The following is a 21,211-nucleotide window of genomic DNA, read 5'->3' as shown; positions in this document are numbered from 1 at the left end:
ATATTATTCAGAGTAATCACCACCAGAACCAAACTTCCAACTATCAACCCAACGATGCCAATAATATTGTTGTTGAATTGGTAAATTTTTAACTACTATTTCTAACATGGGATGGAGAGAAAACAAGCTAGTATATACACCTAAATTAACGTAATGTAACATCCAATCTAGTAAACTGATTAAACCGACTTGGGGGATAATTTTAGCAACTAATAGGGGATGGGATAAACCAGTTTTTAACAAAGTTTTTGTTAACGCCCCAAACTGAACAACATCTTGTAAAAAGGGTTTTAAAACAGGTGTTCCTAACTTCTGCATTTCTTCAAATACAGCAGAGAGGAGTTGGTTAATTTGTGCAGGTGGAATTTGTTGATTTACACCCACACTCATTGCCTTTTGAAATAACCAAGTCACACTCAAACTCGGTTGATAAGGTTGCAGCATTGATAAAGATTGATCAGATAATTGTTCAGTTATCAATGCTTCTTCAATGCCAAAAGTTAACCTTTGTAAATGACGAACCATAGCCCCAAAACCACCAAAACTTAAAGGTGATTGATTACCGCTACTATCTCCCACTGGTAAAATCCGATTCCAAGGAGTTTGGAGAGGACTTTGGCGATAACTGGGAAAGAAACCAAACAACGCCCGTTTAAAGTTAAGTTGATTAATTTCTACGCCTTGATATTGTGGTAAAAGGCGTAAATATTCCTCAAATAAATTTTCTAAACTCAAACGTTGTGGATGTGCATCCATATAGGTAAATAAATAAGTTGTTCTCCCATCCTTAGCTGGAAAAGCTTCCCAAAAGTATTGACATTGATTTTGCAAAGCCGTGAAAGATAACAACAAATCCCCTGAGTTATTTTCCGGAAAACCTTCAGCACAACTTCCCACAACTAAACAAAGTGCATCTGGTTTTTTTCCTTGACGTGCTTGTTGACTGATGGGAGAAAGATTTCCCATTGCATCCAGTAACAATTTACCTGTAAATTGATTATTGACTTTGACTCCATTACAATGAACCACTACATTACTAAAAGGCGTGTTTTCAAATAACTGGCCTCCAGCAGCAAGAAAACGAGTTTTGAGGGTTTCTAATAGATAAATAGGATCTACACCGATGTTGAGAACATTCTCTACCCAAACTTCTGTACCACCTTGAAAGCTAACTCGTGCGGGATTATATTCAGTAACTATAGTTCTGGCTAATTCTGTTTCTGTCAACAAATCTAATTCTCTAAATACTGCTAATTCTTGACGAGAAATATTCCATTCCTGTTCTCTTCCGCGCAAAATTCCCCTTTCCAGCAACGCTACACGCACACCCCGCACAGCTAAAGCACAACCGATCAAAATTCCCAATGTTCCACCACAGATAATTACATCCCAGTCCACAGCGTCTAAAGGTTCAGGGTTTTCTGTCACCACATTGGGGATGATTGGGTTATCGGTTCGCAGAGATGTTAAAATGCTATCTGTGCGACGTAAACCGCCTAAAACATCGCCTGGAAGTTGGGAAAGAATCTCTTCGGTTAAAGACATAAAAGTTGTTAGATAGTGTAATTGTTAAGATTTTTGAAGCCAGTTATAATTTAACAGAAGATTATTAACAAGTTAAATTTTAAGGATTATGGAAAGTCAATTTTCTTGGACTCAGCAATGGTATCCTCTTATTCCTATCAGTTATTTAGATTCACAGCAACCGACTTCTGTCAACCTGCTGGGTAAAAAGTTAGTAATTTGGAGAGATAACCATCAAAACTGGGTGGTGATGGATGATGCTTGTCCTCATAAATTAGCGCGGCTATCTCTGGGAAAAATCAAGGAAGATGGAACACTGATGTGTAGACATCATGGTTGGTGTTTTAACAGCGAAGGGAAATGTACAAAAATTCCCATGTTAGCAGGGAGTGAAGCGGAAGTGACTGCTTGTAAAAGTGATCGCTCGCAAGTTACAACCTATCCGACAAAAGTAGCACAAAATTTACTCTGGGTATGGCCTGATCATAGTGTAACAGCATTTACAGACTGTACAGCTAAAAAACCAGCCACCACACCAGAAACAGAACTTGATATTGATGCCATAGACTGGTATATGTTTGAAGCACCTGTGGGTTATACCGTATCAGTTGAAAGTAGCTTAGATCCTTCCCATGCTCAATTTTTACATGAAGGAATTGGATCTTTTTCACCAGAAAAAACCGTACCTATCCAGCAGTTTGAAAATGTAGGAGAAATCACAAGTCAAGGTGGTTTTACTCTCAAACATAGCGGATATAATGTGTTAAATAAAGATATGGAAGCTATACGGAAGTTTACGCCACCTTCTGCAAATACGACTATATATAAATATGCCAACGGCAAAAGTAACTTATTTCAATTATACTTTGTACCAACCAAACCAGGTTATTGTCGGTACATAGTCAAGTTTTTAACGGGAATGAATTCTGGTTCTAAAAATTGGTTTTTCAATCTACTTCCCCAATATTTACAAACAGGATTAAAACATATATCTGGTTACAAGCTTGGTGATCAAGATTTAGCGATGATGCACTCTCAAGAAACCATTGAATCATCATTACAAAAACCTTGGCAGAAAGCTTATTTTATGCCAGCTAAATCAGATGTAGGTATCGTCACTTTTAGGAAATGGTTAGATGAATTTGCTGGAGGGAGTCCGGCTTGGGAAGGAGATATAAAAACCAGTTTTCAAGAACTAGATGATCAGCAATTATTCGATAGATGGAACAGACATACAAAGCATTGTCCTAGTTGTCGAAATTCTTTACTGTTCATAGAAAAAGCCCAAGGAATTTGTACCACCAGTATCGGAGTGTTTGCCGTTTTGGCATTGCTGTTAATTTTAATAAATGTGCCTGTACAATTGGCAGTAATATCAACTATTATTGCTGTTGTTAGTTGCTTGGCATTTTATTTATTAGATGATTTAAGACATCGTTTTTTAAGCAGCGTTTCTAAACGAGGGATACCTTGGTTGAAACTTTATGATAATTAGGTGAAAAACTAATATCTGGTTTAGATTTGCTATCCAAAATGTTGATTTAGTGGGTGTGCTGCTCGATCTTTCATAACTTCTTCTAGCATCGCATCTACTGATTCAGGATCATCAGCGAATAATCCCAGTAAACGGTCTTTTGCTGGTTCTGTTGCTGCTAGTTTATCAATTGCGTAAGCAATCAACTGTGACAAGTCTAAATTATGGGATTTTGCCAAAGTAAGGGCTTTTTCAAGGGTTTTTTGGTCGAGTTGTAGTTCTATTTTTTCTACATCACATTTTACCATGAGCTAAACCCTCCAGTGCAGATGTAAAAGCTTCTGTATTAACCATTTTAGACTGAGTAAGTGCAACCTCAGCAGCTTGACCCAAAACCATATCTTCTAATTCTTTGATCTGATAAATTAATTCAGGATTCTGCTTAATCATGTCCAGTAATATTTCAGCGTATGATCTTAATGGTTCTTCTCTTTCTTTTCTTGCTTGTTCATTTAGTCTTTTATCCTTTAATATTTGCTCATTCAAAAATACTTTAATCACTGACCCTTCTGCTAAAAAAGCAATGTTAGGATGTAGAGATGCAAAAGCCAAAATCACCTGATCTTGATAACCTTGTTGATTCTCGCATACCCAGACATTCATCAATTTTGTACCTAGAGGAAGTGAATATGAGAATTGATTATTACCAACACTATCAGCAGCATGAAGATGGGTAGTATGTTCTATTGTGACTTCAATTTCATCGGTATCAACAATAGGTGATAGAGTTACTAGTGTAATTTTATGTTCTGGATCTTCAAAATAAAGTTTTACTTCATCAAGACAAAGTTCATCACCACCAAATTCTTGATCTTCAATGGTTGATACCCCTAGTAACGTTTGTCCAATAGGAAATTCATTGATTGCCATATTTATCATGCTTTTTCCTTGCTTGCTTGAGAATTTTGATAGCAGTTTCCGCGTCTGGATCTCCCGTAGCAGCTAAATTAGCCAACTCTCCCACCCTGGTATTTTGATAATCGCTGCGTAACTGATTAACCTGTCCTTGTCCTCCACCACGTTCACGAATAGCATCAGCAATGATGTCATCTTTAATATTAACAAGATTGCCAAGTTTCTTCATTCCACCAGGTGTGAGTTTAATACCCTCCTGTTCATCCATTGCGTAAATGCTAATTGAGTTATATGATTTGGGTAAATTTTATACAAAAAACATAGCATTTATGCTAATAAATTATTTCAATTACTTAATATTATTTAATGAACAGGGAATTGATAACCAATTTCTTTGATGATTTGGGTATCTAGTTTATTAATTTTTTTGTTGAAAGAATTATTAAAACCTAATTCAAAATACCCCTACCTTATCCACCTTTTCCCAAGGCAATTCTATATCACTCCTGCCCACATGACCATAAGCAGCAAGCTTACGATAAAAACCACCTTTAGTTAATGAAGGTAAAAACCTTAAATCAAATTTTTTAATAATTCCTGCTAACCGAAAATCAAAATGTTTCTCTAAAATTGCTGTAATTTCCTCATCAGAAATCTTCCCAGTTCCAAAAGTTTCTACCTGCACACTCACAGGTCGAGAAAGCCCAATAGAATAACTTAATTGCACTTCACACTCATCAGCTAATTTAGCAGCAACAACATTTTTAGCTGCATATCTGGCAGCATAAGCACCAATTCTATCTATTCTAATGGGGTCTTTGCCACTTAAAGCTGAACCGCTATGTTTAGAATATTCACCATAGGTATCAATAGCGTTTTTTCTACCTGTTAAACCTGCATGGGTAGTCGGTCCACCAGTAATAAATTGTCCATCAGGATTGATAAATATTCTAGTTTTGGCATCAGGTTTAATTTTCTCATTTGCAAATACAGGATGAATGACAGTTTCTCGAATATCATTTTGTAATTGCTGTAAATCAGGTTCTGTACGTTGATTTTGACTAGCGATAACTGCAATACTGTGAATTCTATAAGGTTGACGATTTTTATATTCCACACCCACTTGAGTTTTACCGTCTGGAGTCAGATATGGGAGGATTTTCTGCTTTCTCACTTCACTAATTTGTCTAGCTAATTTATGTGCCAACCAAATCGGTAAAGGCATAAAAGTATAAGTTTGATTACAAGCAAAACCAAAAACCGTAGCCTGATTAGTAACAGTAATTTTCTCTATTTCCGCATCAGATAAAATCTTTTCATCAAATAAATGATGGTCTTCTGGAGGTAATTCTGTCAAACTAGTTAAAATACTACAATTTTTACCATTAAATTCCGTTTGTTGATAACCGACTTGTTCAATTACCTGCCTAGCTATGTTAGTAAAATCAACATTAGCATTGGGTTCAAATCTGGCAGCAATAAAAACAATACCTGTAGAAACTGCACATTCGGTAATGATTCTACCATAAGGATCTTGTTGTAAAAATCGGTCTATAATGGCATCACTAATCTGATCACACAGTTTATCAGGATGTCCTTCCGTCACAGATTCCGATGTAAACATAAAATCTTCTTTCATAAAAAAATCCTTCTATTTCCTCTGCGGTTCGTTACTATCATTATTTAATTTATTTTTTTAGTTTCTTCATTCACCAATAACGGCAAAACTGCACCACCAGTAATTACAGCAGCATCTACAATATTCAATGGGGCAATTTTCAACAAACTCCGTAACTGCGGCACAGTTAAAGCTAACAATTGAATCCCAAAAGAACCCAAAATAGCTGTTTTTAAATAAGGATTCGGTGGTAATTTTTCTTTACTAAAAATACTGTGTTTTTCAGAACGACTACTAATAGTATGTAATAGTTGTCCTGATGTTAAAGTCATAAAAGCTAAGGTGCTGGCTTTAGGACTAATCCCATATTTAAAAATACCGTAACCATAAGCAGCTAAGGTACTAATTGATATAGCAGCAGACTCAAACACAATTCTGCCAAAGTCGGTATTTTTAATAATTGGTTCATGAGGATTACGAGGTGGTTGATTTAATACGTCTGGTTCTGGTGCTTCCATAGCTAAAGAAAGTCCAGGGAAGATGTCAGTTACTAAGTTCAACCAGAGAAGTTGAATTGCATTTAAAGGTTCACCAATACCGACTGCGGTAGCGGTGGTCATCACCATGATTTCGCTGAGATTTGTTGCTAAGAGAAAATGCACAGATTTTCTGATATTGTTGTAAATTGTTCTGCCACGACTGACAGCAATCATCATTGTTTCTAATCTGTCATCTTCTAAGACAATATCCGCAACTTCACGGGCAACATCTGTTCCTTCTTTACCCATTGCCACACCGACTTGGGCAGCTTTTAATGCAGGTGCGTCGTTAATACCATCACCAGTCATAGAGACGACTTTACCAGATGTCTGCAATGCTTGAACTATTTGTAATTTATTACTGGGACTAATACGGGCAAAAACGTCTACTTTGTCGCTGAGTGCTGCTAATGCTTCAGGGGTGAGATTATTGAGGTTGTTGGAGTCGAGAATTTCTAATTGGGGATGTCGATTTAATTCTAATTCTTTGGCGATCGCATAAGCTGTAGGACTTTGATCTCCGGTAATCATCACCGTATCTATTCCTGCTTGATGGAAGTCTGCAATTAATTTTTTTGTCCCTGTTCTTAGAGGATCTGCCATCCCTACCAAACCCAACCAAATTAAATCTGATTCATGATTATTGCTGTTGTCACCTTCCTCAATATAACCATAAGCTATTGCTAAAACTCGCAAAGCTTTTCCTGCCATACGATCATTTTCCATCTCCATTTTCTGCCGATCTTCTGCTGTTAAAGTTACTATTTGCCCGCTTTTCATCCATCTGTGGCAGAGTTGTAAAACTTCGGCAGGATTCCCTTTAACAGCTACCATTTGATTATGATTATGTGTAACGTGAATTGTACTCATCAAGTTACGTTTTTCTGAACGCAAATTAGTTTGCAATAAGGGATATTTTTCTCTCAACGCTATGATATTTACTCCTGCACTAATGGCGGTGTAAATTAAAGCATTTTCTGTTGCTGAACCAGTAACTACATATTCACCATCATTTTTTTGATTAACTTCACTCTCATTACAAAGAACCGAAATATGAATTAATTTTAATAATTCATTGTTGGTATAGGGATCAATAGTTTCTTCCCCAGCAATAAAATCTCCATTAGTTACTTGAATATGTTTACTGTCGGTGACAATTTCCACTACCGACATTTTATTTTCTGTGAGTGTCCCGGTTTTATCTAAACAAATTGTCTGCACCGAACCTAACGCTTCTACTGCATTTAAACTGCGGACAAGAACGTGATTTTCTCGCATATCACGAATGCCTAAAGCTAGGGTAGTTGTAGCAATAGTTGGTAAACCTTCGGGAACTGCTGCGACTGCTAAAGATATAGAAGATTGCAACATTGGCAATAAACCATATCCTCGGAAGAGTCCCATACCAAAGACTAAACCACATAATCCCATGCCAATAAAAACAATTTGACTACCTACTTGATCTAATTGTTTAGCAAGGGGAGTTTGGGTTGTTGTTGCTTCACCAACTAGTTGCTGAATTTTGCCCATTTCGGTAAAGTTACCTGTAGCAACTACCACCGCTAAACCCTGTCCATTAATCACTAATGTGCCTTTATAAATCATATTTAAACGATCTGCTAAAGGCACATCTTCACCATTTAAAGATGTAGTAATTTTAGTTATGGGCAAACTTTCTCCAGTTAAAGCAGACTCATCAACATTTAAATTATCTGCTGCAATGATACGGGCATCTGCGGCAATATAACTACCAGGTTTAAGAACTAAAATATCTCCTAAAACTACATTTTCCGTGGGTATTTCTGTTTGATGATTATCTCTAATTACTAAGGTTGATGTTTCAGCCCGATTTTTCAGGGAATTAATAATCCGTTCTGACTGACTTTCTGTAGTATAACCAATAGCAGCATTTAATCCCACCACACCCAAAATTACTACAGCATCAATCATTCCCCCAGTAGCAATAGAAATACCAGAGGCGATAACTAATAAAGCAACTGGTAAGGATTTAAACTGCTCAAGCAACATAGCCAATTCAGAACGTTTCACTGTTGTTGATAACAGATTCTTGCCATATTTATTGAGGTGCTTAGTAGCAGTTTCACTGGATAATCCATCAGTATTTGAAGTATTGAATAATTTTAAAATTTTTTCTACGGGCATCAAATGCCAGTTTTGGCTTTTTTGCTCGTGCTGGGCAACAAGTTGTTTATTTTGTTGATATTTTGTTTGATATTTTGTAGTTTCTACCAATTTATTGCCATCAGTAAAACCGGACTTATTTTGATAATCAAATAAGACCTTCTGAATTAAAAAGCCTATTTCTCTATAGCTAATATCCTGATTAAAAATAACCAAAATATTGCCAGTTAATATATTAGCAGAAACATTTTTGATTTCTGGAAAATTGACAAGCGACCGCTCCAAATAAATTTTTAGAGACTGTGAACGATAAAGTTCATTGATTTTAAATCTAGTTCTCCCTTTGATACTCGTGTGTATTGGTTGAATCACTACTCCGTTGCTCCTGAAATTCCATTGAAACACTATTAATTGATAAACTTGTTAATTGTTCTTCATCCTCATAATTCAGTCGTGTAAAAATATCGAAAGCATACCAGGCTAATACATACCAAGGCATTTCATCTAGTTCTAGTCCTTTTCTGAACAATTGCCTAACAGAAATTAAAGCAATTCCTAGAGGCAATATAACCCGTAAATCAGCAGCACCTCCTGTCATTCTTCCCACATCAGCATTGATATCAGATATTATATTGATGAAATCTTGCGCTACTTCTGACTTACCATTTCCATTTGTTAAATGATCTGGGTAAGTTCTTGAACTAAAACTATCTCCTGTTTCTCTTTTAGCATCTGCTCTTGCTTTTTCAAAAGCTTGTCCTATTTCTGCGACTGAATCCTTCAACCTTTCAGACAAAATTATACTTTCTTTAATACTATTTTGAACCACAGGTTGTTTCACCGCTGAGGCAATAGGTAGAATTAATGGTGAAAAAATTATTGCTGTCAAACCTTCAAAAATTGTGTCTAATGTAGATGCCATTTTTAATCTCCATCATTACCACAAGATGTAAACCATATACCAGTGTAATTTTAAAAGACCTTCTTTCCCTCAGCCTTAAGTTACAGAGTTATTGAGTTACCCATAACCAAAATAAATATTTTGTTTATAAAATTATTTCTTTGGTTATATCCCCTTCAGTTTATTTATTGAGGAATTATACCTTTAGATTCATGCAACATTAATCTAAAAATATTAATACTAAAAAAGCTCTTCAAATTTACTTACTAAAAATAGATCAATGACAAATCCAAAAGGCCGTAATCAACAAATTGAGCAGTTACGTACACTGATTAAAGATATTGATTATGCAATGTTAACCACAGTCGATGATGATGGTAGTTTGCATAGTCGCCCCATGTCTATCTTCAGTGAAATTGATGCTGATGCTATACTTTGGTTTTTTACCTCTGCTGATTCTCATAAAGTATTGGAAATTGAACATCGGCAACAGGTGAATGTCAGCTTGTCTTCACCTGATAAAGAGCGATATGTTTCTATTGTAGGTACAGCGGAACTGGTAAGAGACAGAAATAAATTACAAGAAAAATGGCAACCAAAATTACACACTTGGTTTCCTCAAGGATTAGATGAACCGAATCTGGCTTTGCTGAAGGTGAATATCAATAAAGCAGACTATTGGGATAATCCATCTTGTTCTAGATCACAAACAATTAATTTGTTAGAACTTGTACACCGTTAAAGCAATTCTTGGAAATTTATCCTTTATAAAAAAATTACCGAATTGTCAGATAAGGGAAATTGAGTCATGAAAAAACAGCAAATAGTCATGGCTGTTCTGTTAACAGCAAGTGTATTTACAGTTACATCGGGACAAAATATTGCTTTATCTCAGTCAAATTTACCTCCCATTAAATTAACTCAAAATAATGTGAGTCAACGTGACCAGCAGTTTGTAACTAAAGCTAATCAGGGCAACTTAGCTGAAATTGAATTAGGACAGTTAGCAGAACAAAAGGCTGATAGTAATGAAGTAAAAACATTTGCACAACGTATGGTGAAAGATCATACACAATTAAATCAAGAACTCCAAGACTGGGCTAATCAAAAAGGTGTTACTTTACCTTCAGATATTGGTAAAGAAAATAAACAAATAAAATCCAATTTAGAAAAGTTGCCTGGTGCTGAGTTTGATCAAGCATATATCCAGCAGATGGTAGCAGACCATAATAAGGACATTTCTCTATATCGTCGTCAATCTCAACAAGGTGATGATCAAGATTTGAAAAATTGGGCAACAAAAAATTTGCCACTTTTGCAAGATCATTTAACACAAGCTCGTTCTATTCAAGATAGCCTCACAGGACGCGGTAGAAAATGAGGCAGGCAGAAGGAATAATTTTATAGTTTGTAGTTAGCATGAAGGCATTGACTACAAACTTTTATTAGTTTATTATTTTTGGTTTGGCATTAATTACCGTTCATTTTGGGCATGAGTTTGTTCGATATGCTGAATTAAGCTTTCTGCCATTTCTACCGCAATGATTATTAATTTCTGTTCCATATTTCCATGGCCTCCAGCATCACTAATTTGGGGGTAAATGTGAGGGTTAGATAGCATAGCTGCCAGCAATTGCGACGCTGTTTTTTTCAATTCATCAGTTTGTATATTCATGCACCTATCCCTGCCAATCTAAGGGCGGTTCAATCAAAGTTTCTGAAGATTTACCAGCACGCACACCAGGTTTATCAACTATTTTTACAGTGCTGGCTTGGGGTCCTTCATCACCTTGTTCTAGAGAAAAATTCACACCAGTACCTATTTCTAAACGGTCAAAGTCATTATGTAAAACGCTATTGTGATGGAAGTATATTTCCCTGCCATCTAAAGTTTTCAGGAAACCATAGCCATTTTCTCGAAATAATTTAGTCACAAAACCTGTAGTTTCTTGTGCTTCTGGATATCTGTTAGCTTGCTCACTGGCACGTTGCCGTTGAGTAATTTTAGTTAACTGCTGACGCATGGCATCAAAAGTTTCTCGAATCACTGCATCTAGCGGTTGATATTGGATACCCTCACCGGGATTTTTTTCTGCTGCTAGTTCATGACCAGGGGGAACAGTCAGATCAATTCTGACTCGATAAGGAGAACCACTCCGGGGTCGGTCATGTATTTTTTCAATGGCAATATGGCAGCTATTGATGTAATTACAAATATGCTCTAACTTGGCTATTTTTTCATGAATTAAAGTATCAATTGCTTCGGATTTTTCTAGATTGCGATAAGTGATTTCTGGAGGTATTTTCATGTTTATGATCAGTAATTCGCAGGACTTGGAAGAATCCTATAATTCTAGAAAATCAGCCATATTTTTACCTCTATCTATAGACAAAATAATATTAACTCAACTCTCTCACTGAAGGTTGAGTTTAATTTTGAGATATTGCTGAATAATTAACCTAAAAACAACTTATAGGCAGGATTTTGGCTTTCATCCCAATAGCGATAACCCAAGGAATCAAGAAATTCTTGCCATTGTGCCATTTCATGGGGTGGTACTTGCATTCCGACGACAATTCGCCCATAATCTGCGCCGTTGTTGCGATAATGAAATAAACTAATATTCCAGTCAGGAGACATAGAACCAACAAATTTCATTAATGCACCAGGACGTTCAGGAAATTCAAACCGATATAATAATTCATTGTCAGCAAGGTGAGAATGTCCGCCTACCATGTGCCGTAAATGTAATTTTGTTAATTCATCATCGGTTAAATCAATTGTTTTTAACCCATTAGCTTCAAATTTGGCAACTATTTTGGCTGCATCGGCGCGATTTTCAATTTGCACACCGACAAATATATGGGCTTCTTTATTATCTGCAATGCGATAATTAAATTCTGTCAAATTCCTGTTATCAATACATTCACAAAACTGACGCAGACTTCCTGGTTTTTCGGGAATATTCACCGCAAAAATAGCTTCTCGACGTTCTCCAAATTCTGCCCTTTCTGCTACGAAACGCAAGCGGTCAAAGTTCATGTTAGCACCGCAAGCCACAGCAACAAGGGTTTCTCCTTGAATTTGTTCTCGTTCTGCGTAGGCTTTAGCAGCTGCAACAGCCAATGCCCCCGCAGGTTCTAAAATAGAACGGGTATCCTCAAACACATCTTTTATTGCTGCACAAGTAGCATCCGTATCCACCAAAATGATTTCATCTACATATTGCTGACACAACCGGAAGGTTTCTTCCCCCACTTCCCGCACTGCTACCCCATCCGCAAACAAACCCACCTGGGACAAGCGCACCCGATGACCGGCTTTGAGAGATTGACACATAGCATCAGCGTCTACAGGTTCGACACCGATAATTTTGATTTCGGGACGCAACCGCTTCACATAAGCCGCAATACCGGAAATTAAACCCCCACCGCCAATAGCCACAAAAATTGCATGGATAGGTTGTTGATATTGGCGCAGAATTTCCATCCCGATAGTCCCCTGGCCGGCGATGACATCAGGATCATCAAAGGGATGTATAAAGGTTAACCCTTTTTCTGCTTCCAATTGACGGGCGTGGGCGTAAGCATCATCATAGTTATTGCCATGTAGGACAACTTCTCCTCCCCGTGCTTTGACTGCATTTATTTTGACCTGGGGCGTAATTACGGGCATGACGATAATTGCTTTTGTTCCCAAGCGACGGGCGGCTAAGGCTACACCTTGGGCATGGTTGCCCGCAGAAGCAGCAATCACACCTTGTTTCAGTAAATCTGCGGGTAGGTTGACCATTTTGTTATATGCGCCCCGCAGTTTGAAGGAGAAGACAGACTGCATATCTTCCCGCTTCAGCAGCAGTTTGTTGTTGATGCGGTTGGAGAGGTTGGGGGCATATTCCAGTGGTGTTTCCTGGGCTACATCGTAAACGCGGGCGGTAAGGATTTGTACCAGGTAGTCGCAATACATGGGCTATAGATGCAATTTGGGGTTGGATGTTAATTTTACCGCTTGTTGGGTAATTGGGGGTGGGTTTTTGTCATGGGGGCGATCACACCAGCAATTTCAAGAACAGATACAGGGTTTTTGGGTTGTAGTTATTAATGGTGGGTATTGTTGGGTTTCCTTGTGTCAACCCAACCTACAAACCACTACTTTTTAATACCTTTAATAAATGCTGTTCTCGCATCAATAATGGAAGGCATTAAAACACAACTCACCAATAAATTTACATCTAAATCCGGCAATAATTCACTTTGATTAATTTGCTCATAATTATCATTTTTGAGATGATATAGAGACAATTGATTATTTTCCCAAAACCAGACTTCAGTAATATTAAATCTTTTGTATTTTTCTAGTTTATCAATACTCCCACTGGTAATATTAATTTCAATTGCTAAATCTGGATTTGCTTTTTTTTCTCCGATGTAATAAGATTCATCAGGTTCAAAGGAAGCACTTTTTTCTTTTGCGCGACGAGTAGCACTACCTACTGGGATGAAATTTATACCTTTTTCAAAGAGATATGCTTCTATCAAAATAGCGATAATTTTTTTGATATTTTCGTGTTGTTCACCAAGTGTCATAAATTCGATGCACCCATCAAGATAAGTTATCCGCAAATTTCCTGCGTCTGCGGTTAAGGTTTCTATTATTTCAAATTCCTTCCAGGTGTAATAACCAGGTAGAAGAAATCGCTGTTCTGAAATTGCGGTGGTTTTGTCTAAGGTTTGGATAGTCATAGTAATTTTATGGTTATGACTTTAACCTTAATTATAACTCATGGTCAGGTGATAATTCTCAGGTGAGGTGAATGTTTCGGTGGTGTATCTGTGATGGTTCTATTGTCTTCTCTTATTTAGATGATAGTTGGTGATGGTTGGGTGAGATAATGTGAACAGATACAGGGTTTTTGGGTTGTAGTTATTAATGGTGGGTATTGTTGGGTTTTCTCGCGTCAACCCAACCTACGCAGTAATTTTTATGGTCATGAAACTAATTCATCAATTTTTCCTGTTTCGTGATTTTTCTGATTTTGATAAAATTCTTCAAACAAGGTAAAAAATCTATCTACTGCACTTTTTTCATGGGCTGGCAATTTGAATATTTTGCAATAAATTTTCTATTAATTTACGTGCTGCTTCGCTTAATAATTCGGCTAAAATAGTTATTATTCTTGATAATGCTAGTTATCATAAAAAAAAAGATATTTTGGCTCGTATTGAGGCAGAAATGCCAAATATTATTCTAGAATTTTTACCACCTTATAGTCCAGATTATAATTTAATTGAACTGGTGTGGCATTCAGCTAAAGAATATATAGCCCACAGATTATTTGAATCGGTAGAACAGTTAGAGGAATTATTAACTAAATTGTTAAATGAAGGCGGTCTTATTATTAAATGGGAGCGCAAAGTTAAAAATAAAGGTAATGCTGTTTATTCGGTTTAGCTGCACAACAGCTTATTAAAGTCTTCCAACTTATTTCCAGCTTCTATCCATTCGTGTTTTAAAAAATGATTCAAAGATTTTAATTGTTCATAAAACACGTCTGCATTTCCTTGTTTAATCACAAAATTTATTCTTTTCTTGTCATGATAACGCAGCCCTCCCATAATATTCACTCTTCCTCTTCTTCTTTGTCCTGTCACCTTTTTGGAATTACCTTTCTTTCTCCATGTTTTTCTTCTTATCACTCTTAAACTAAATCCACTCTCGTCCCAAAACCATACCTGTAAACGCTCTGGGCTTGATTTTGTTATTTCTAAATATTTGGCTAATTTCTCTTTAAACAACTTACGTTTCTCTGGATTTTGTTTGTCCTCTAGGCTGTACTTTGCCCAAAGGTAAACGTACTTTTTTCTCTCTAAAATTCTCCTTACTTGCGAACTACTTAACTTTATTCCTGTCTCTTTTTCTAGGTATGTCGCTAGTCTTGATGATGTCCATCTGCCAAATTCATATCCATATTCATCAGGGTTCTTCTCAATTACTTCCAACAACAAGTTCTCATATTCTTTTGTTACTTTACGGAAGTTCCCTTCTCTTCTTCCATCTAAAAAACTGTCTATGTTATCCGCATCTCCATGCACTGCCCAATATGCTACTGTTGTATATGCTATGTTTAAAAAATCACTTATCTCCTGGTAAGTTTTTCCATCATTCATCAACAGTAATATTAGTATTTTTTCTCTTACATAAGGATTATCTTGCTCTTTTAAGTGTTTTAATAGCTTTTCTCTCTGTTCTTGAGATAGATGGTTTTTTGCTGGCATAATTCAGAAGCGATAGCTTAGTTATCTAATTCTCTATTATACAATCTAGCTGCACAACAGCTTAGTTGGTGATGTTTGGGTGAGATGATGTGAACACATACAGGGTTTTTGGGTTGTAATAAGTGCGTTATTAATGGTGGGTATTTTTGGGTTTCCTTGTGTCAACCCAACCTACAAACTACTACTTTTTAATACCTTTCATAAATTCTGTTCTTGCATCAATAATAGAAGGCATTAAAACACAACTCGCTAATAAATCTATATTTAAATCTGGCAATAATTCACTTTGATTAATTTGCTTATAATTATCATCTTCAAGATGATAAAGAGACAATTGGTTATTTTCCCAAAACCAAACTTCTGTAATATTAAACCGCTTATATTTTTCTAATTTATCAATACTGCCACTGGTAATATTAATTTCAATTGCTAAATCTGGATTTTCTTTTTTTTCTCCGATGTAATAAGATTCGTCAGGTTCAAAGGAAGCATTTTTTTCTTTTGCGCGACGAGTAGCACTACCTACTGGAATCAGATTTATACCTATTTCACAGGAATATAATTCTAGTAAAAAACCAAGAATGGTTTTAATCATTTCATGTTGTTCACTCAGCGTCATAAATTCGATGCACCCATCAAGATAAGTTATCCGCAAACCTGCTGCGTCTGCGGTTAAGGTTTCTATTGTTTCAAATTCCTCCCAGGTGTAATGGCCAGGTAGAAGAAATTGCTGTTCGGAAATTGTGGTAGTTTTATCTAAGGTTTGGATAGTCATAGTAATTTTATGGTTATGACTTTAATCTTGATTATAGCTCATTGTCAAAGATCCCCGACTTCTTTTCAGGATTTTTCTATCATATCCATAATCAATCTTAGAAGTCGGGGATCTAAATCAGGTGAGGTGAATGTTTTCAGGTGTATCTGTGATGGTTCTATTGTCTTCTCTTATTTACATGATAGTTGGTGATGGTTGGGTGAGATGATGTGAACAGATACAGGGTTTTTGGATTGTAATTTAGTGTTATTAATAGTGGGTATTGTTGGGTTTCTCTGCGTCAACCCAACCTACTTAACTCATATTTCTAAATCCTCATCTAATATTGTTTCAATGTCTCTTGCACCATGAATAACTCGCAAAATATCAACTTCTGATTCAGTGATACGATAAAAAATGAGATATTTTCAATTATAATATTTTAAGGACTTTAATTGATTGTTGTCGAATATCTGCTAAGTTGGGATGGGGAAATTGACAGAGTTTTCCCATAGCTGGAGTTTTAGCTAATTGTTTAAATGTTGTTTCTGCTGCTAGTAAAAAGCTGTCAGAAACGTCTAAACTATCTTCTGCTATGTAGGTAGCTAAATCTATCAAGTCGCGGATAACTTGAGGTCTTTTTTTAATTGCAAACATCATGGCTAAATTGCACTTTGACGTTTGTTGGTTTTTTCACGAACTGCTTGACGAATATCTTCCCAATCTTGAGCAGTCATTTCTGTTGCATTTCCTGAGTTTAATCCTTCTAAGAGCATGGTTTGTAGTCGTTCGTTTGCTCTCTGTTTTTGGTCTTGTCGCACTAGTTCCCGAAAATATTCACTGACGCTGCTGTAACCACCTTGCGCTACCTGTTCTTCTATATAATCACGCATGGTGTCAGGTAAGGAAATATTCATACTTTTCATAATGTGATTTCCTAAATCTACTTTTCTATAATATGGCAGGTTTTGTCATTTTCTGCCATGATAATGAAAATAAGTATTTATAATCCATTAATTTTAGTAGCTAAATATACTTAGACTAATTCTCAGGTGAGGTGAATGTTTTCAGGTGTATCTGTGATGGTTCTATTGTCTTCTCTTATTTACATGATAGTTGGTGATGGTTAGGTGAGATGATGTGAACAGATACAGGGTTTTTGGGTTTTAATAAGTGCGTTATTAATGATGGGTATCGTTGGGTTTTCTCGCGTCAACCCAACCTACGCCGTAATTTTTATGGTCATGAAACTAATTCATCAATTTTTGCTGTTTCATGATTTTTTTGATGTTGATAAAATTCTTCAAGCAAGGTAAAAAATCTATCTACTGCACTTTTTTCATCGGCTGAATGGAAAAGCAGAATACTTGACCATAATTGACCTGTTTCTACATTGAATTTCTGTCTTATCCATTGTAAAAAAGTTTGAAATTCTGTTTCTTCTGCTGTTAAGGGAATACCAATTTCTCGACGGGCAAAATAGTATCCATCTAAAAAGGCTTGGAGGCTAAAAATAGAATTTTTACCTATATACATTGCAGGTCTTTTTTTGATCTTTTGCAGTAAGTTGTAGAGATTATCCATATTTAACTCACTAAATTTTTAGGTTAAAAGTAAGTTTCTGTGATTTGAAACTCTAATCCTGCATCTAAAATAGGTGAATAGAGATTCTGTATCCAGTTTAATCGGGTAATGCCTTGATGGTGAATGTTGTCAAAAACAAGTTCTCCGTCATTTATCTCAATAATAACACCTTCATTATGACCAGTGGTAGCAATCAATTCTCCAATACTATCATCATAAATTCTGCCATAAATTGGATCTTGAGAATTTGTGGAGATTTGAATATGTAGGATGATGTGCTAAAATATAAAAGCAGAGCAGTAAATATTAATTTATCCTCAAGGACAAATCAAATGACTGTTGAAGAAATAATTATAGACAAGGTAAAAATATTACCTCCTGATAAACAACAAGAGGCGTTAGATTTTGTAGAGTTTTTGTTAGCTAAAATGCAAAAGCAAGGGTTATCTAATCAAACCAAAAAATCAGGTATTTCAGCTTTAGCTATGGCTCAAGAATACGTTGGTTGTGTGGAAGCAGCCGATGATTTATCTACTAATAAAGATTATATGGATGGTTACGGTGGATGATGAGGAGATGTGTTTTACTAGATACGGGTCCATTGGTAGCTATAATTAATCGTCGTGACCAGTTTCATGGTTGGGTAACATCACAATGGGATAATATTGAGCCTCCTTTATTAACTTGTGAAGCTGTAATTTCTGAGGCTTGTTTTTTGTTGCGAAATGTTTATGGTGGTCAAGATGCTGTGATAGGTTTGGTGAAGAATGGAGTTATTAAAGTACCTTTTAATTTGGATGATGAAGCTGTAATTATTGGGGAACTTCTCAAGATTTATCAATCTGTTCCGATGTCTTTAGCAGATGCTTGTTTGGTGCGGATGTCTGAACTTTATAATGATAGTTTTTTGTTAACTTTTGATAGTGATTTTCTGATCTATCGGCGCAATAAAAATCAAGTTATTCCGGTAATTATGCCACAATAGGGCGTTTGATTTTGTTCGGGTGATAATTCTCAGGTGAAGTGAATGTTTCGGTGGTTTATCTGTCATGGTTCTATTGTCTTCTCTTATTTACATGATAGTTGGTGATGGTTGGGTGAGATGATGTGAATAGATAGAGGGTTTTTGGGTTGTAATAAGTGCGTTATTAATGGTAGATTATGCTGTATGCTGTTTATTGTTGGGTTTTGCGTCTCAACCTAACCTAGTTGCTAATGATGAGTTAAAATAAAAAATATTGTCTACTCAAGTGGGAAGATTTATGGAGAACTTACTACCTCAAAACATTTTACAATTAAGTATTGCGGAAAGAATCCAATTAGTCCAAGATATTTGGGATAGTATCACTGTAGATGCTGATAATGTAACTATTAGTGATGCTCAAAAAAAGGAATTGGAGAGACGTTTAGAACTTTATTATCAAAATCCTCATCAAGTTTCTAGCTGGGAGGAAGTGAAACAAAAATTTAATCGTTAGTTAATATATGACTTACAGAATTTTCATTACACCAGAAGCAGAACTTGATTTAGAGGATGCTTATAATTGGTATGAACAGCATACTGTTGGATTAGGTTCTGAATTTATTCGTGTTGTTGATGCTAGTTTTTCAACTATTCAACGTAATCCTTTTGCTTGTCCAATTGTTCACGAACAAGTTAGAAAAAAGTTAATTCGCAAGTTTCCTTATGGATTACTTTACATTATTATAGATGAAAAGCGTCAACCCAACCTACTTGCTACGAGTTCAGGAATTATTAGTTACTTTTAACTATCTGTGTGTATAATAAGTAGTACAATCCCTCACTACACACAGTAAAAATATGTCTATTAAAGAAGAAATTACAACACGCCGCGCCAAAAGTATAATATTAAATCATTGGATTTATAACTATCTACCATTTGGTACAATATTTTCAGGAATTAGGCTCTCCTCTTTTACCCCTATTTTACTTTGGGGATTGACATGGTTAACACTTTGGAGTATTTCTTCTACTGTTTCGCCTTGTCATAGAGAAAAGTATAGAGTTGGTCAACTTCTTTGTATTAAATTCTTGAGCGATAAATACCCTGAACAATATAAACCAGGTAGAAGGTTTATCAATAAAGATGATTATGAAGAGTGGTTGATTAACAAATATTATGAGGTAGACAAAGGTGCGGCAGCTAAACAGTTTTTTGATTTATTAATGTTGTTAAATCTCCCCGGATTAATGGGTGGAGTTGTTAGTGCGTATACTATTCAATCGGCAAGAAAGAAACAAGAACAAATTAGCAATGAAGAATAAGTTAACACTTACCTAAAAATACTTTTACATTTTAATTCAAAGGCCAAGGTATTTTTTGTTGCAAGTCTAAGCAATTAATTGATTCTTCAGCAAAAGGATTTGGTAAGCAGTATAATTTTCCTCTAATTCTTGCAATAACGCCTGATATATTTTCACAAATATCTGAATTTTCTATAAAAATACCAGGATCTTTGACACGAGACCTTTGTTCATTAAAACCAACTCATTCTAAAAGTGTTTGCCAACCACGAGTTTTTGCGTGCTTTACTTTTAGTGGTTCAATATCTGTTGATTTTAATGGACACTGAAAATAACATTGATTACCAAAAACTAGAGAAACTAAATTACTTGGAGATATCCAACCTTGATGTATATCCAGCGCAACTAAGTAAGGTTGATATTTTTGAGTTTTGTTCCAATGTTTTCTTTTTTTTGCTTTTTCTTCCAATCTAAACTTAAGTTCATTTTCAAACTTTTCCTCTGGAATTATAAATGCATCTGTAACACCACCTGCATAGTAACCACTTTTTCCGTGCATAGATTTACTGAAGTTCACTTTACAACCGCAAATATTATGATTTTGCGGGAGTGATTTTTCATCAATAGTGAGAATTGTTTTCTTAAATTCATCAATAAATTTTCCTACTATTTCTTATTGTTCTTCTCTCTCTTTACTGTTTACAACTGGTATATAACATTCACGTGAGATTTGAATTTCGATCCAAAAAGGACTTTTTTTAATCAAGCTTCTAATAGAGTCTGCTATCTCAGATGTTGTCTCATCACCACTAATTCTGGCAACTTCAATCAGGAATTCCCGTCCTTCTTTGACTACACACATATCTGGACTTTTTGTAGGCCACTCAGGAGTATTATCAGGAATTAACGAGACAGAAAATCCCAGTTTTCTAAATTCGTTAGCAAAGAATAGTTCAGAACTTAAAGAATATAATTTGTTCAAATTTGTTGTATCTGCAAATTTTTCTTGAATATTTGAGCAATTAGCATATTTTAGTTGTTCAGCTAAGTATATTATTTCCAATAAGTTCAATAAATCTGTTTCATTCTCTCCAAAATGCTCAGAGATATTATAAAGGTTACTTAATTTTTGACTAAATGCCCAATTAAAAATTTCAGGTATTAAAATCATTTGAAGATTTAAAAATAATATGGATTTTATTTTAACAATATCATATT

At 35.6% G+C, this 21,211-nt stretch carries 27 protein-coding genes and 2 pseudogenes; 9 read left to right on the top strand and 20 right to left on the bottom strand.

The genetic code is table 11. The features are described from left to right. Nucleotides 1-3: 3 nt before the first annotated feature. Entirely contained in the window at nt 4-1,545 is a 1,542-nt protein-coding gene (locus A0J48_RS14350) for an FAD-dependent monooxygenase family protein (RefSeq protein ID WP_200324073.1), read from the bottom strand. Between the two features lie 88 nt (nt 1,546-1,633). Here A0J48_RS14350 and A0J48_RS14345 point away from each other — a divergent pair, with 88 nt between their 5' ends. Then, nucleotides 1,634-3,019, top strand: coding sequence for an aromatic ring-hydroxylating dioxygenase subunit alpha (locus A0J48_RS14345; protein ID WP_200324071.1), 1,386 nt, complete (start codon nt 1,634-1,636; stop codon nt 3,017-3,019). A gap of 29 nt (nt 3,020-3,048) precedes the next feature. Here the strand turns inward: A0J48_RS14345 and A0J48_RS14340 are convergent, their stop codons facing one another. The 6 genes from A0J48_RS14340 to A0J48_RS14315 form a co-directional block, all read right to left on the bottom strand. Continuing rightward, entirely contained in the window at nt 3,049-3,306 is a 258-nt protein-coding gene (locus A0J48_RS14340; protein ID WP_200324069.1) for a hypothetical protein, read from the bottom strand. Further along, the gene (locus A0J48_RS14335; RefSeq protein ID WP_200324067.1) at nt 3,293-3,928 is read right to left on the bottom strand and encodes a DUF6334 family protein; all 636 of its coding nucleotides are present in this window, start codon (nt 3,926-3,928) and stop codon (nt 3,293-3,295) included. Before A0J48_RS14335 ends, A0J48_RS14340 begins: the two co-directional genes overlap by 14 nt. Continuing rightward, nucleotides 3,915-4,181 carry a hypothetical protein gene (locus tag A0J48_RS14330; protein ID WP_200324065.1) on the bottom strand — a complete coding sequence of 89 codons (267 nt, stop codon included), beginning with the start codon at nt 4,179-4,181 and terminating at the stop codon, nt 3,915-3,917. Before A0J48_RS14330 ends, A0J48_RS14335 begins: the two co-directional genes overlap by 14 nt. 186 nt (nt 4,182-4,367) lie before the next feature. After that, the gene (metK, locus tag A0J48_RS14325; RefSeq protein WP_200324063.1) at nt 4,368-5,552 is read right to left on the bottom strand and encodes a methionine adenosyltransferase; all 1,185 of its coding nucleotides are present in this window, start codon (nt 5,550-5,552) and stop codon (nt 4,368-4,370) included. 44 nt (nt 5,553-5,596) lie between these two features. After that, nucleotides 5,597-8,584, bottom strand: coding sequence for a cation-translocating P-type ATPase (locus A0J48_RS14320; protein ID WP_200324061.1), 2,988 nt, complete (start codon nt 8,582-8,584; stop codon nt 5,597-5,599). Then, nucleotides 8,544-9,134, bottom strand: a complete 591-nt coding sequence (locus A0J48_RS14315; RefSeq protein WP_200324059.1) for a DUF5132 domain-containing protein — start codon at nt 9,132-9,134, stop codon at nt 8,544-8,546. Before A0J48_RS14315 ends, A0J48_RS14320 begins: the two co-directional genes overlap by 41 nt. A 259-nt stretch (nt 9,135-9,393) precedes the next feature. On the opposite strand from A0J48_RS14315, the gene A0J48_RS14310 reads away from it, so the two are divergent. Both A0J48_RS14310 and A0J48_RS14305 read left to right on the top strand, forming a co-directional pair. Continuing rightward, nucleotides 9,394-9,855, top strand: coding sequence for a pyridoxamine 5'-phosphate oxidase family protein (locus A0J48_RS14310; protein ID WP_200324058.1), 462 nt, complete (start codon nt 9,394-9,396; stop codon nt 9,853-9,855). A 66-nt stretch (nt 9,856-9,921) separates the two neighbouring features. After that, nucleotides 9,922-10,494, top strand: a complete 573-nt coding sequence (locus A0J48_RS14305; protein WP_200324057.1) for a DUF4142 domain-containing protein — start codon at nt 9,922-9,924, stop codon at nt 10,492-10,494. Nucleotides 10,495-10,587: 93 nt separating this feature from the next. On the opposite strand, the gene A0J48_RS14300 is transcribed toward A0J48_RS14305, so the two are convergent. From A0J48_RS14300 to A0J48_RS14285, 4 genes are all read right to left on the bottom strand, one after another. Continuing rightward, nucleotides 10,588-10,788, bottom strand: a complete 201-nt coding sequence (locus tag A0J48_RS14300; RefSeq protein WP_200324056.1) for a hypothetical protein — start codon at nt 10,786-10,788, stop codon at nt 10,588-10,590. Nucleotides 10,789-10,792: 4 nt separating this feature from the next. Beyond that, nucleotides 10,793-11,422, bottom strand: a complete 630-nt coding sequence (locus A0J48_RS14295; protein ID WP_200324055.1) for an HPF/RaiA family ribosome-associated protein — start codon at nt 11,420-11,422, stop codon at nt 10,793-10,795. Between the two features lie 146 nt (nt 11,423-11,568). Next, nucleotides 11,569-13,080, bottom strand: a complete 1,512-nt coding sequence (gene ilvA, locus A0J48_RS14290; protein ID WP_200324054.1) for a threonine ammonia-lyase, biosynthetic — start codon at nt 13,078-13,080, stop codon at nt 11,569-11,571. A gap of 182 nt (nt 13,081-13,262) precedes the next feature. Further along, on the bottom strand, nt 13,263-13,856 hold the full coding sequence (locus A0J48_RS14285; protein ID WP_200324053.1) for a Uma2 family endonuclease: 594 nt from the start codon (nt 13,854-13,856) through the stop codon (nt 13,263-13,265). A 418-nt stretch (nt 13,857-14,274) separates the two neighbouring features. Here A0J48_RS14285 and A0J48_RS14280 point away from each other — a divergent pair. Next, nucleotides 14,275-14,565: pseudogene (locus A0J48_RS14280) on the top strand (transposase); the annotation flags it as partial. Between the two features lie 11 nt (nt 14,566-14,576). Here the strand turns inward: A0J48_RS14280 and A0J48_RS14275 are convergent. From A0J48_RS14275 to A0J48_RS14250, 7 genes and pseudogenes are all read right to left on the bottom strand, one after another. Continuing rightward, a pseudogene (locus A0J48_RS14275) lies at nt 14,577-15,389 on the bottom strand (IS630 family transposase); the annotation flags it as partial. A gap of 181 nt (nt 15,390-15,570) precedes the next feature. Further along, nucleotides 15,571-16,164: a Uma2 family endonuclease gene (locus A0J48_RS14270; RefSeq protein ID WP_200324052.1), complete on the bottom strand. Its 594-nt coding sequence runs from the start codon at nt 16,162-16,164 to the stop codon at nt 15,571-15,573. 299 nt (nt 16,165-16,463) lie between these two features. Continuing rightward, nucleotides 16,464-16,550: a hypothetical protein gene (locus A0J48_RS27610; protein ID WP_325078833.1), complete on the bottom strand. Its 87-nt coding sequence runs from the start codon at nt 16,548-16,550 to the stop codon at nt 16,464-16,466. A 25-nt stretch (nt 16,551-16,575) separates the two neighbouring features. After that, nucleotides 16,576-16,803: a type II toxin-antitoxin system RelE/ParE family toxin gene (locus A0J48_RS14265; protein ID WP_234300925.1), complete on the bottom strand. Its 228-nt coding sequence runs from the start codon at nt 16,801-16,803 to the stop codon at nt 16,576-16,578. A 2-nt stretch (nt 16,804-16,805) separates the two neighbouring features. Then, nucleotides 16,806-17,069, bottom strand: a complete 264-nt coding sequence (locus A0J48_RS14260; RefSeq protein ID WP_027401152.1) for a type II toxin-antitoxin system ParD family antitoxin — start codon at nt 17,067-17,069, stop codon at nt 16,806-16,808. A gap of 316 nt (nt 17,070-17,385) precedes the next feature. Then, nucleotides 17,386-17,727 carry a hypothetical protein gene (locus A0J48_RS14255; protein ID WP_200324051.1) on the bottom strand — a complete coding sequence of 114 codons (342 nt, stop codon included), beginning with the start codon at nt 17,725-17,727 and terminating at the stop codon, nt 17,386-17,388. A gap of 23 nt (nt 17,728-17,750) precedes the next feature. Then, nucleotides 17,751-17,984 carry a papain fold toxin domain-containing protein gene (locus tag A0J48_RS14250; RefSeq protein ID WP_325078832.1) on the bottom strand — a complete coding sequence of 78 codons (234 nt, stop codon included), beginning with the start codon at nt 17,982-17,984 and terminating at the stop codon, nt 17,751-17,753. 75 nt (nt 17,985-18,059) lie between these two features. Between A0J48_RS14250 and A0J48_RS14245 the strand changes: the two genes are divergently transcribed. The 5 genes from A0J48_RS14245 (at nt 18,060) to A0J48_RS14225 (ending at nt 20,014) form a co-directional block, all read left to right on the top strand. Continuing rightward, nucleotides 18,060-18,296: a DUF2281 domain-containing protein gene (locus A0J48_RS14245; protein ID WP_200324050.1), complete on the top strand. Its 237-nt coding sequence runs from the start codon at nt 18,060-18,062 to the stop codon at nt 18,294-18,296. Beyond that, complete coding sequence (locus A0J48_RS14240; RefSeq protein ID WP_234300924.1) at nt 18,293-18,712, top strand: type II toxin-antitoxin system VapC family toxin; 420 nt, start codon at nt 18,293-18,295, stop codon at nt 18,710-18,712. Before A0J48_RS14245 ends, A0J48_RS14240 begins: the two co-directional genes overlap by 4 nt. Before the next feature lie 277 nt (nt 18,713-18,989). After that, on the top strand, nt 18,990-19,205 hold the full coding sequence (locus tag A0J48_RS14235; RefSeq protein ID WP_200324049.1) for an addiction module protein: 216 nt from the start codon (nt 18,990-18,992) through the stop codon (nt 19,203-19,205). Nucleotides 19,206-19,212: 7 nt separating this feature from the next. After that, nucleotides 19,213-19,497 (top strand): type II toxin-antitoxin system RelE/ParE family toxin, encoded by a 285-nt coding sequence (locus tag A0J48_RS14230; RefSeq protein WP_200324048.1) that lies wholly within the window; start codon nt 19,213-19,215, stop codon nt 19,495-19,497. A 52-nt stretch (nt 19,498-19,549) separates the two neighbouring features. Further along, on the top strand, nt 19,550-20,014 hold the full coding sequence (locus tag A0J48_RS14225) for a hypothetical protein (protein ID WP_200324047.1): 465 nt from the start codon (nt 19,550-19,552) through the stop codon (nt 20,012-20,014). Between the two features lie 223 nt (nt 20,015-20,237). Here A0J48_RS14225 and A0J48_RS14220 read toward each other — a convergent pair whose 3' ends face one another. Both A0J48_RS14220 and A0J48_RS14215 read right to left on the bottom strand, forming a co-directional pair. Then, the gene (locus tag A0J48_RS14220; protein ID WP_200324046.1) at nt 20,238-20,552 is read right to left on the bottom strand and encodes a hypothetical protein; all 315 of its coding nucleotides are present in this window, start codon (nt 20,550-20,552) and stop codon (nt 20,238-20,240) included. A 114-nt stretch (nt 20,553-20,666) separates the two neighbouring features. After that, a partial coding sequence (locus tag A0J48_RS14215; protein ID WP_234300923.1) for a hypothetical protein occupies nt 20,667-21,211 on the bottom strand: 545 nt, incomplete at its 5' end.

This window comes from Sphaerospermopsis aphanizomenoides BCCUSP55 (genome assembly GCF_001586785.1).
Classification (GTDB): Bacteria; Cyanobacteriota; Cyanobacteriia; order Cyanobacteriales; family Nostocaceae; genus Sphaerospermopsis_A; species Sphaerospermopsis_A aphanizomenoides_A.
Note: the sequence above shows the minus strand (reverse complement) of the source record. Positions and strands in the feature narration are given on the sequence as shown.

What these genes read in the sequence shown, in the direction of transcription:
- A0J48_RS14350 (WP_200324073.1), bottom strand. Translation starts at nt 1,545, where the DNA reads ATGTCTTTAACCGAAGAGATTCTTTCCCAACTTCCAGGCGATGTTTTA.
- A0J48_RS14345 (WP_200324071.1), top strand. Translation starts at nt 1,634, where the DNA reads ATGGAAAGTCAATTTTCTTGGACTCAGCAATGGTATCCTCTTATTCCT.
- A0J48_RS14340 (WP_200324069.1), bottom strand. Translation starts at nt 3,306, where the DNA reads ATGGTAAAATGTGATGTAGAAAAAATAGAACTACAACTCGACCAAAAA.
- A0J48_RS14335 (WP_200324067.1), bottom strand. Translation starts at nt 3,928, where the DNA reads ATGGCAATCAATGAATTTCCTATTGGACAAACGTTACTAGGGGTATCA.
- A0J48_RS14330 (WP_200324065.1), bottom strand. Translation starts at nt 4,181, where the DNA reads ATGGATGAACAGGAGGGTATTAAACTCACACCTGGTGGAATGAAGAAA.
- metK (WP_200324063.1), bottom strand. Translation starts at nt 5,552, where the DNA reads ATGAAAGAAGATTTTATGTTTACATCGGAATCTGTGACGGAAGGACAT.
- A0J48_RS14315 (WP_200324059.1), bottom strand. Translation starts at nt 9,134, where the DNA reads ATGGCATCTACATTAGACACAATTTTTGAAGGTTTGACAGCAATAATT.
- A0J48_RS14310 (WP_200324058.1), top strand. Translation starts at nt 9,394, where the DNA reads ATGACAAATCCAAAAGGCCGTAATCAACAAATTGAGCAGTTACGTACA.
- A0J48_RS14305 (WP_200324057.1), top strand. Translation starts at nt 9,922, where the DNA reads ATGAAAAAACAGCAAATAGTCATGGCTGTTCTGTTAACAGCAAGTGTA.
- A0J48_RS14300 (WP_200324056.1), bottom strand. Translation starts at nt 10,788, where the DNA reads ATGAATATACAAACTGATGAATTGAAAAAAACAGCGTCGCAATTGCTG.
- A0J48_RS14295 (WP_200324055.1), bottom strand. Translation starts at nt 11,422, where the DNA reads ATGAAAATACCTCCAGAAATCACTTATCGCAATCTAGAAAAATCCGAA.
- ilvA (WP_200324054.1), bottom strand. Translation starts at nt 13,080, where the DNA reads ATGTATTGCGACTACCTGGTACAAATCCTTACCGCCCGCGTTTACGAT.
- A0J48_RS14285 (WP_200324053.1), bottom strand. Translation starts at nt 13,856, where the DNA reads ATGACTATCCAAACCTTAGACAAAACCACCGCAATTTCAGAACAGCGA.
- A0J48_RS14270 (WP_200324052.1), bottom strand. Translation starts at nt 16,164, where the DNA reads ATGACTATCCAAACCTTAGATAAAACTACCACAATTTCCGAACAGCAA.
- A0J48_RS14265 (WP_234300925.1), bottom strand. Translation starts at nt 16,803, where the DNA reads ATGATGTTTGCAATTAAAAAAAGACCTCAAGTTATCCGCGACTTGATA.
- A0J48_RS14260 (WP_027401152.1), bottom strand. Translation starts at nt 17,069, where the DNA reads ATGAAAAGTATGAATATTTCCTTACCTGACACCATGCGTGATTATATA.
- A0J48_RS14255 (WP_200324051.1), bottom strand. Translation starts at nt 17,727, where the DNA reads ATGGATAATCTCTACAACTTACTGCAAAAGATCAAAAAAAGACCTGCA.
- A0J48_RS14245 (WP_200324050.1), top strand. Translation starts at nt 18,060, where the DNA reads ATGACTGTTGAAGAAATAATTATAGACAAGGTAAAAATATTACCTCCT.
- A0J48_RS14240 (WP_234300924.1), top strand. Translation starts at nt 18,293, where the DNA reads ATGATGAGGAGATGTGTTTTACTAGATACGGGTCCATTGGTAGCTATA.
- A0J48_RS14235 (WP_200324049.1), top strand. Translation starts at nt 18,990, where the DNA reads ATGGAGAACTTACTACCTCAAAACATTTTACAATTAAGTATTGCGGAA.
- A0J48_RS14230 (WP_200324048.1), top strand. Translation starts at nt 19,213, where the DNA reads ATGACTTACAGAATTTTCATTACACCAGAAGCAGAACTTGATTTAGAG.
- A0J48_RS14225 (WP_200324047.1), top strand. Translation starts at nt 19,550, where the DNA reads ATGTCTATTAAAGAAGAAATTACAACACGCCGCGCCAAAAGTATAATA.
- A0J48_RS14220 (WP_200324046.1), bottom strand. Translation starts at nt 20,552, where the DNA reads ATGCACGGAAAAAGTGGTTACTATGCAGGTGGTGTTACAGATGCATTT.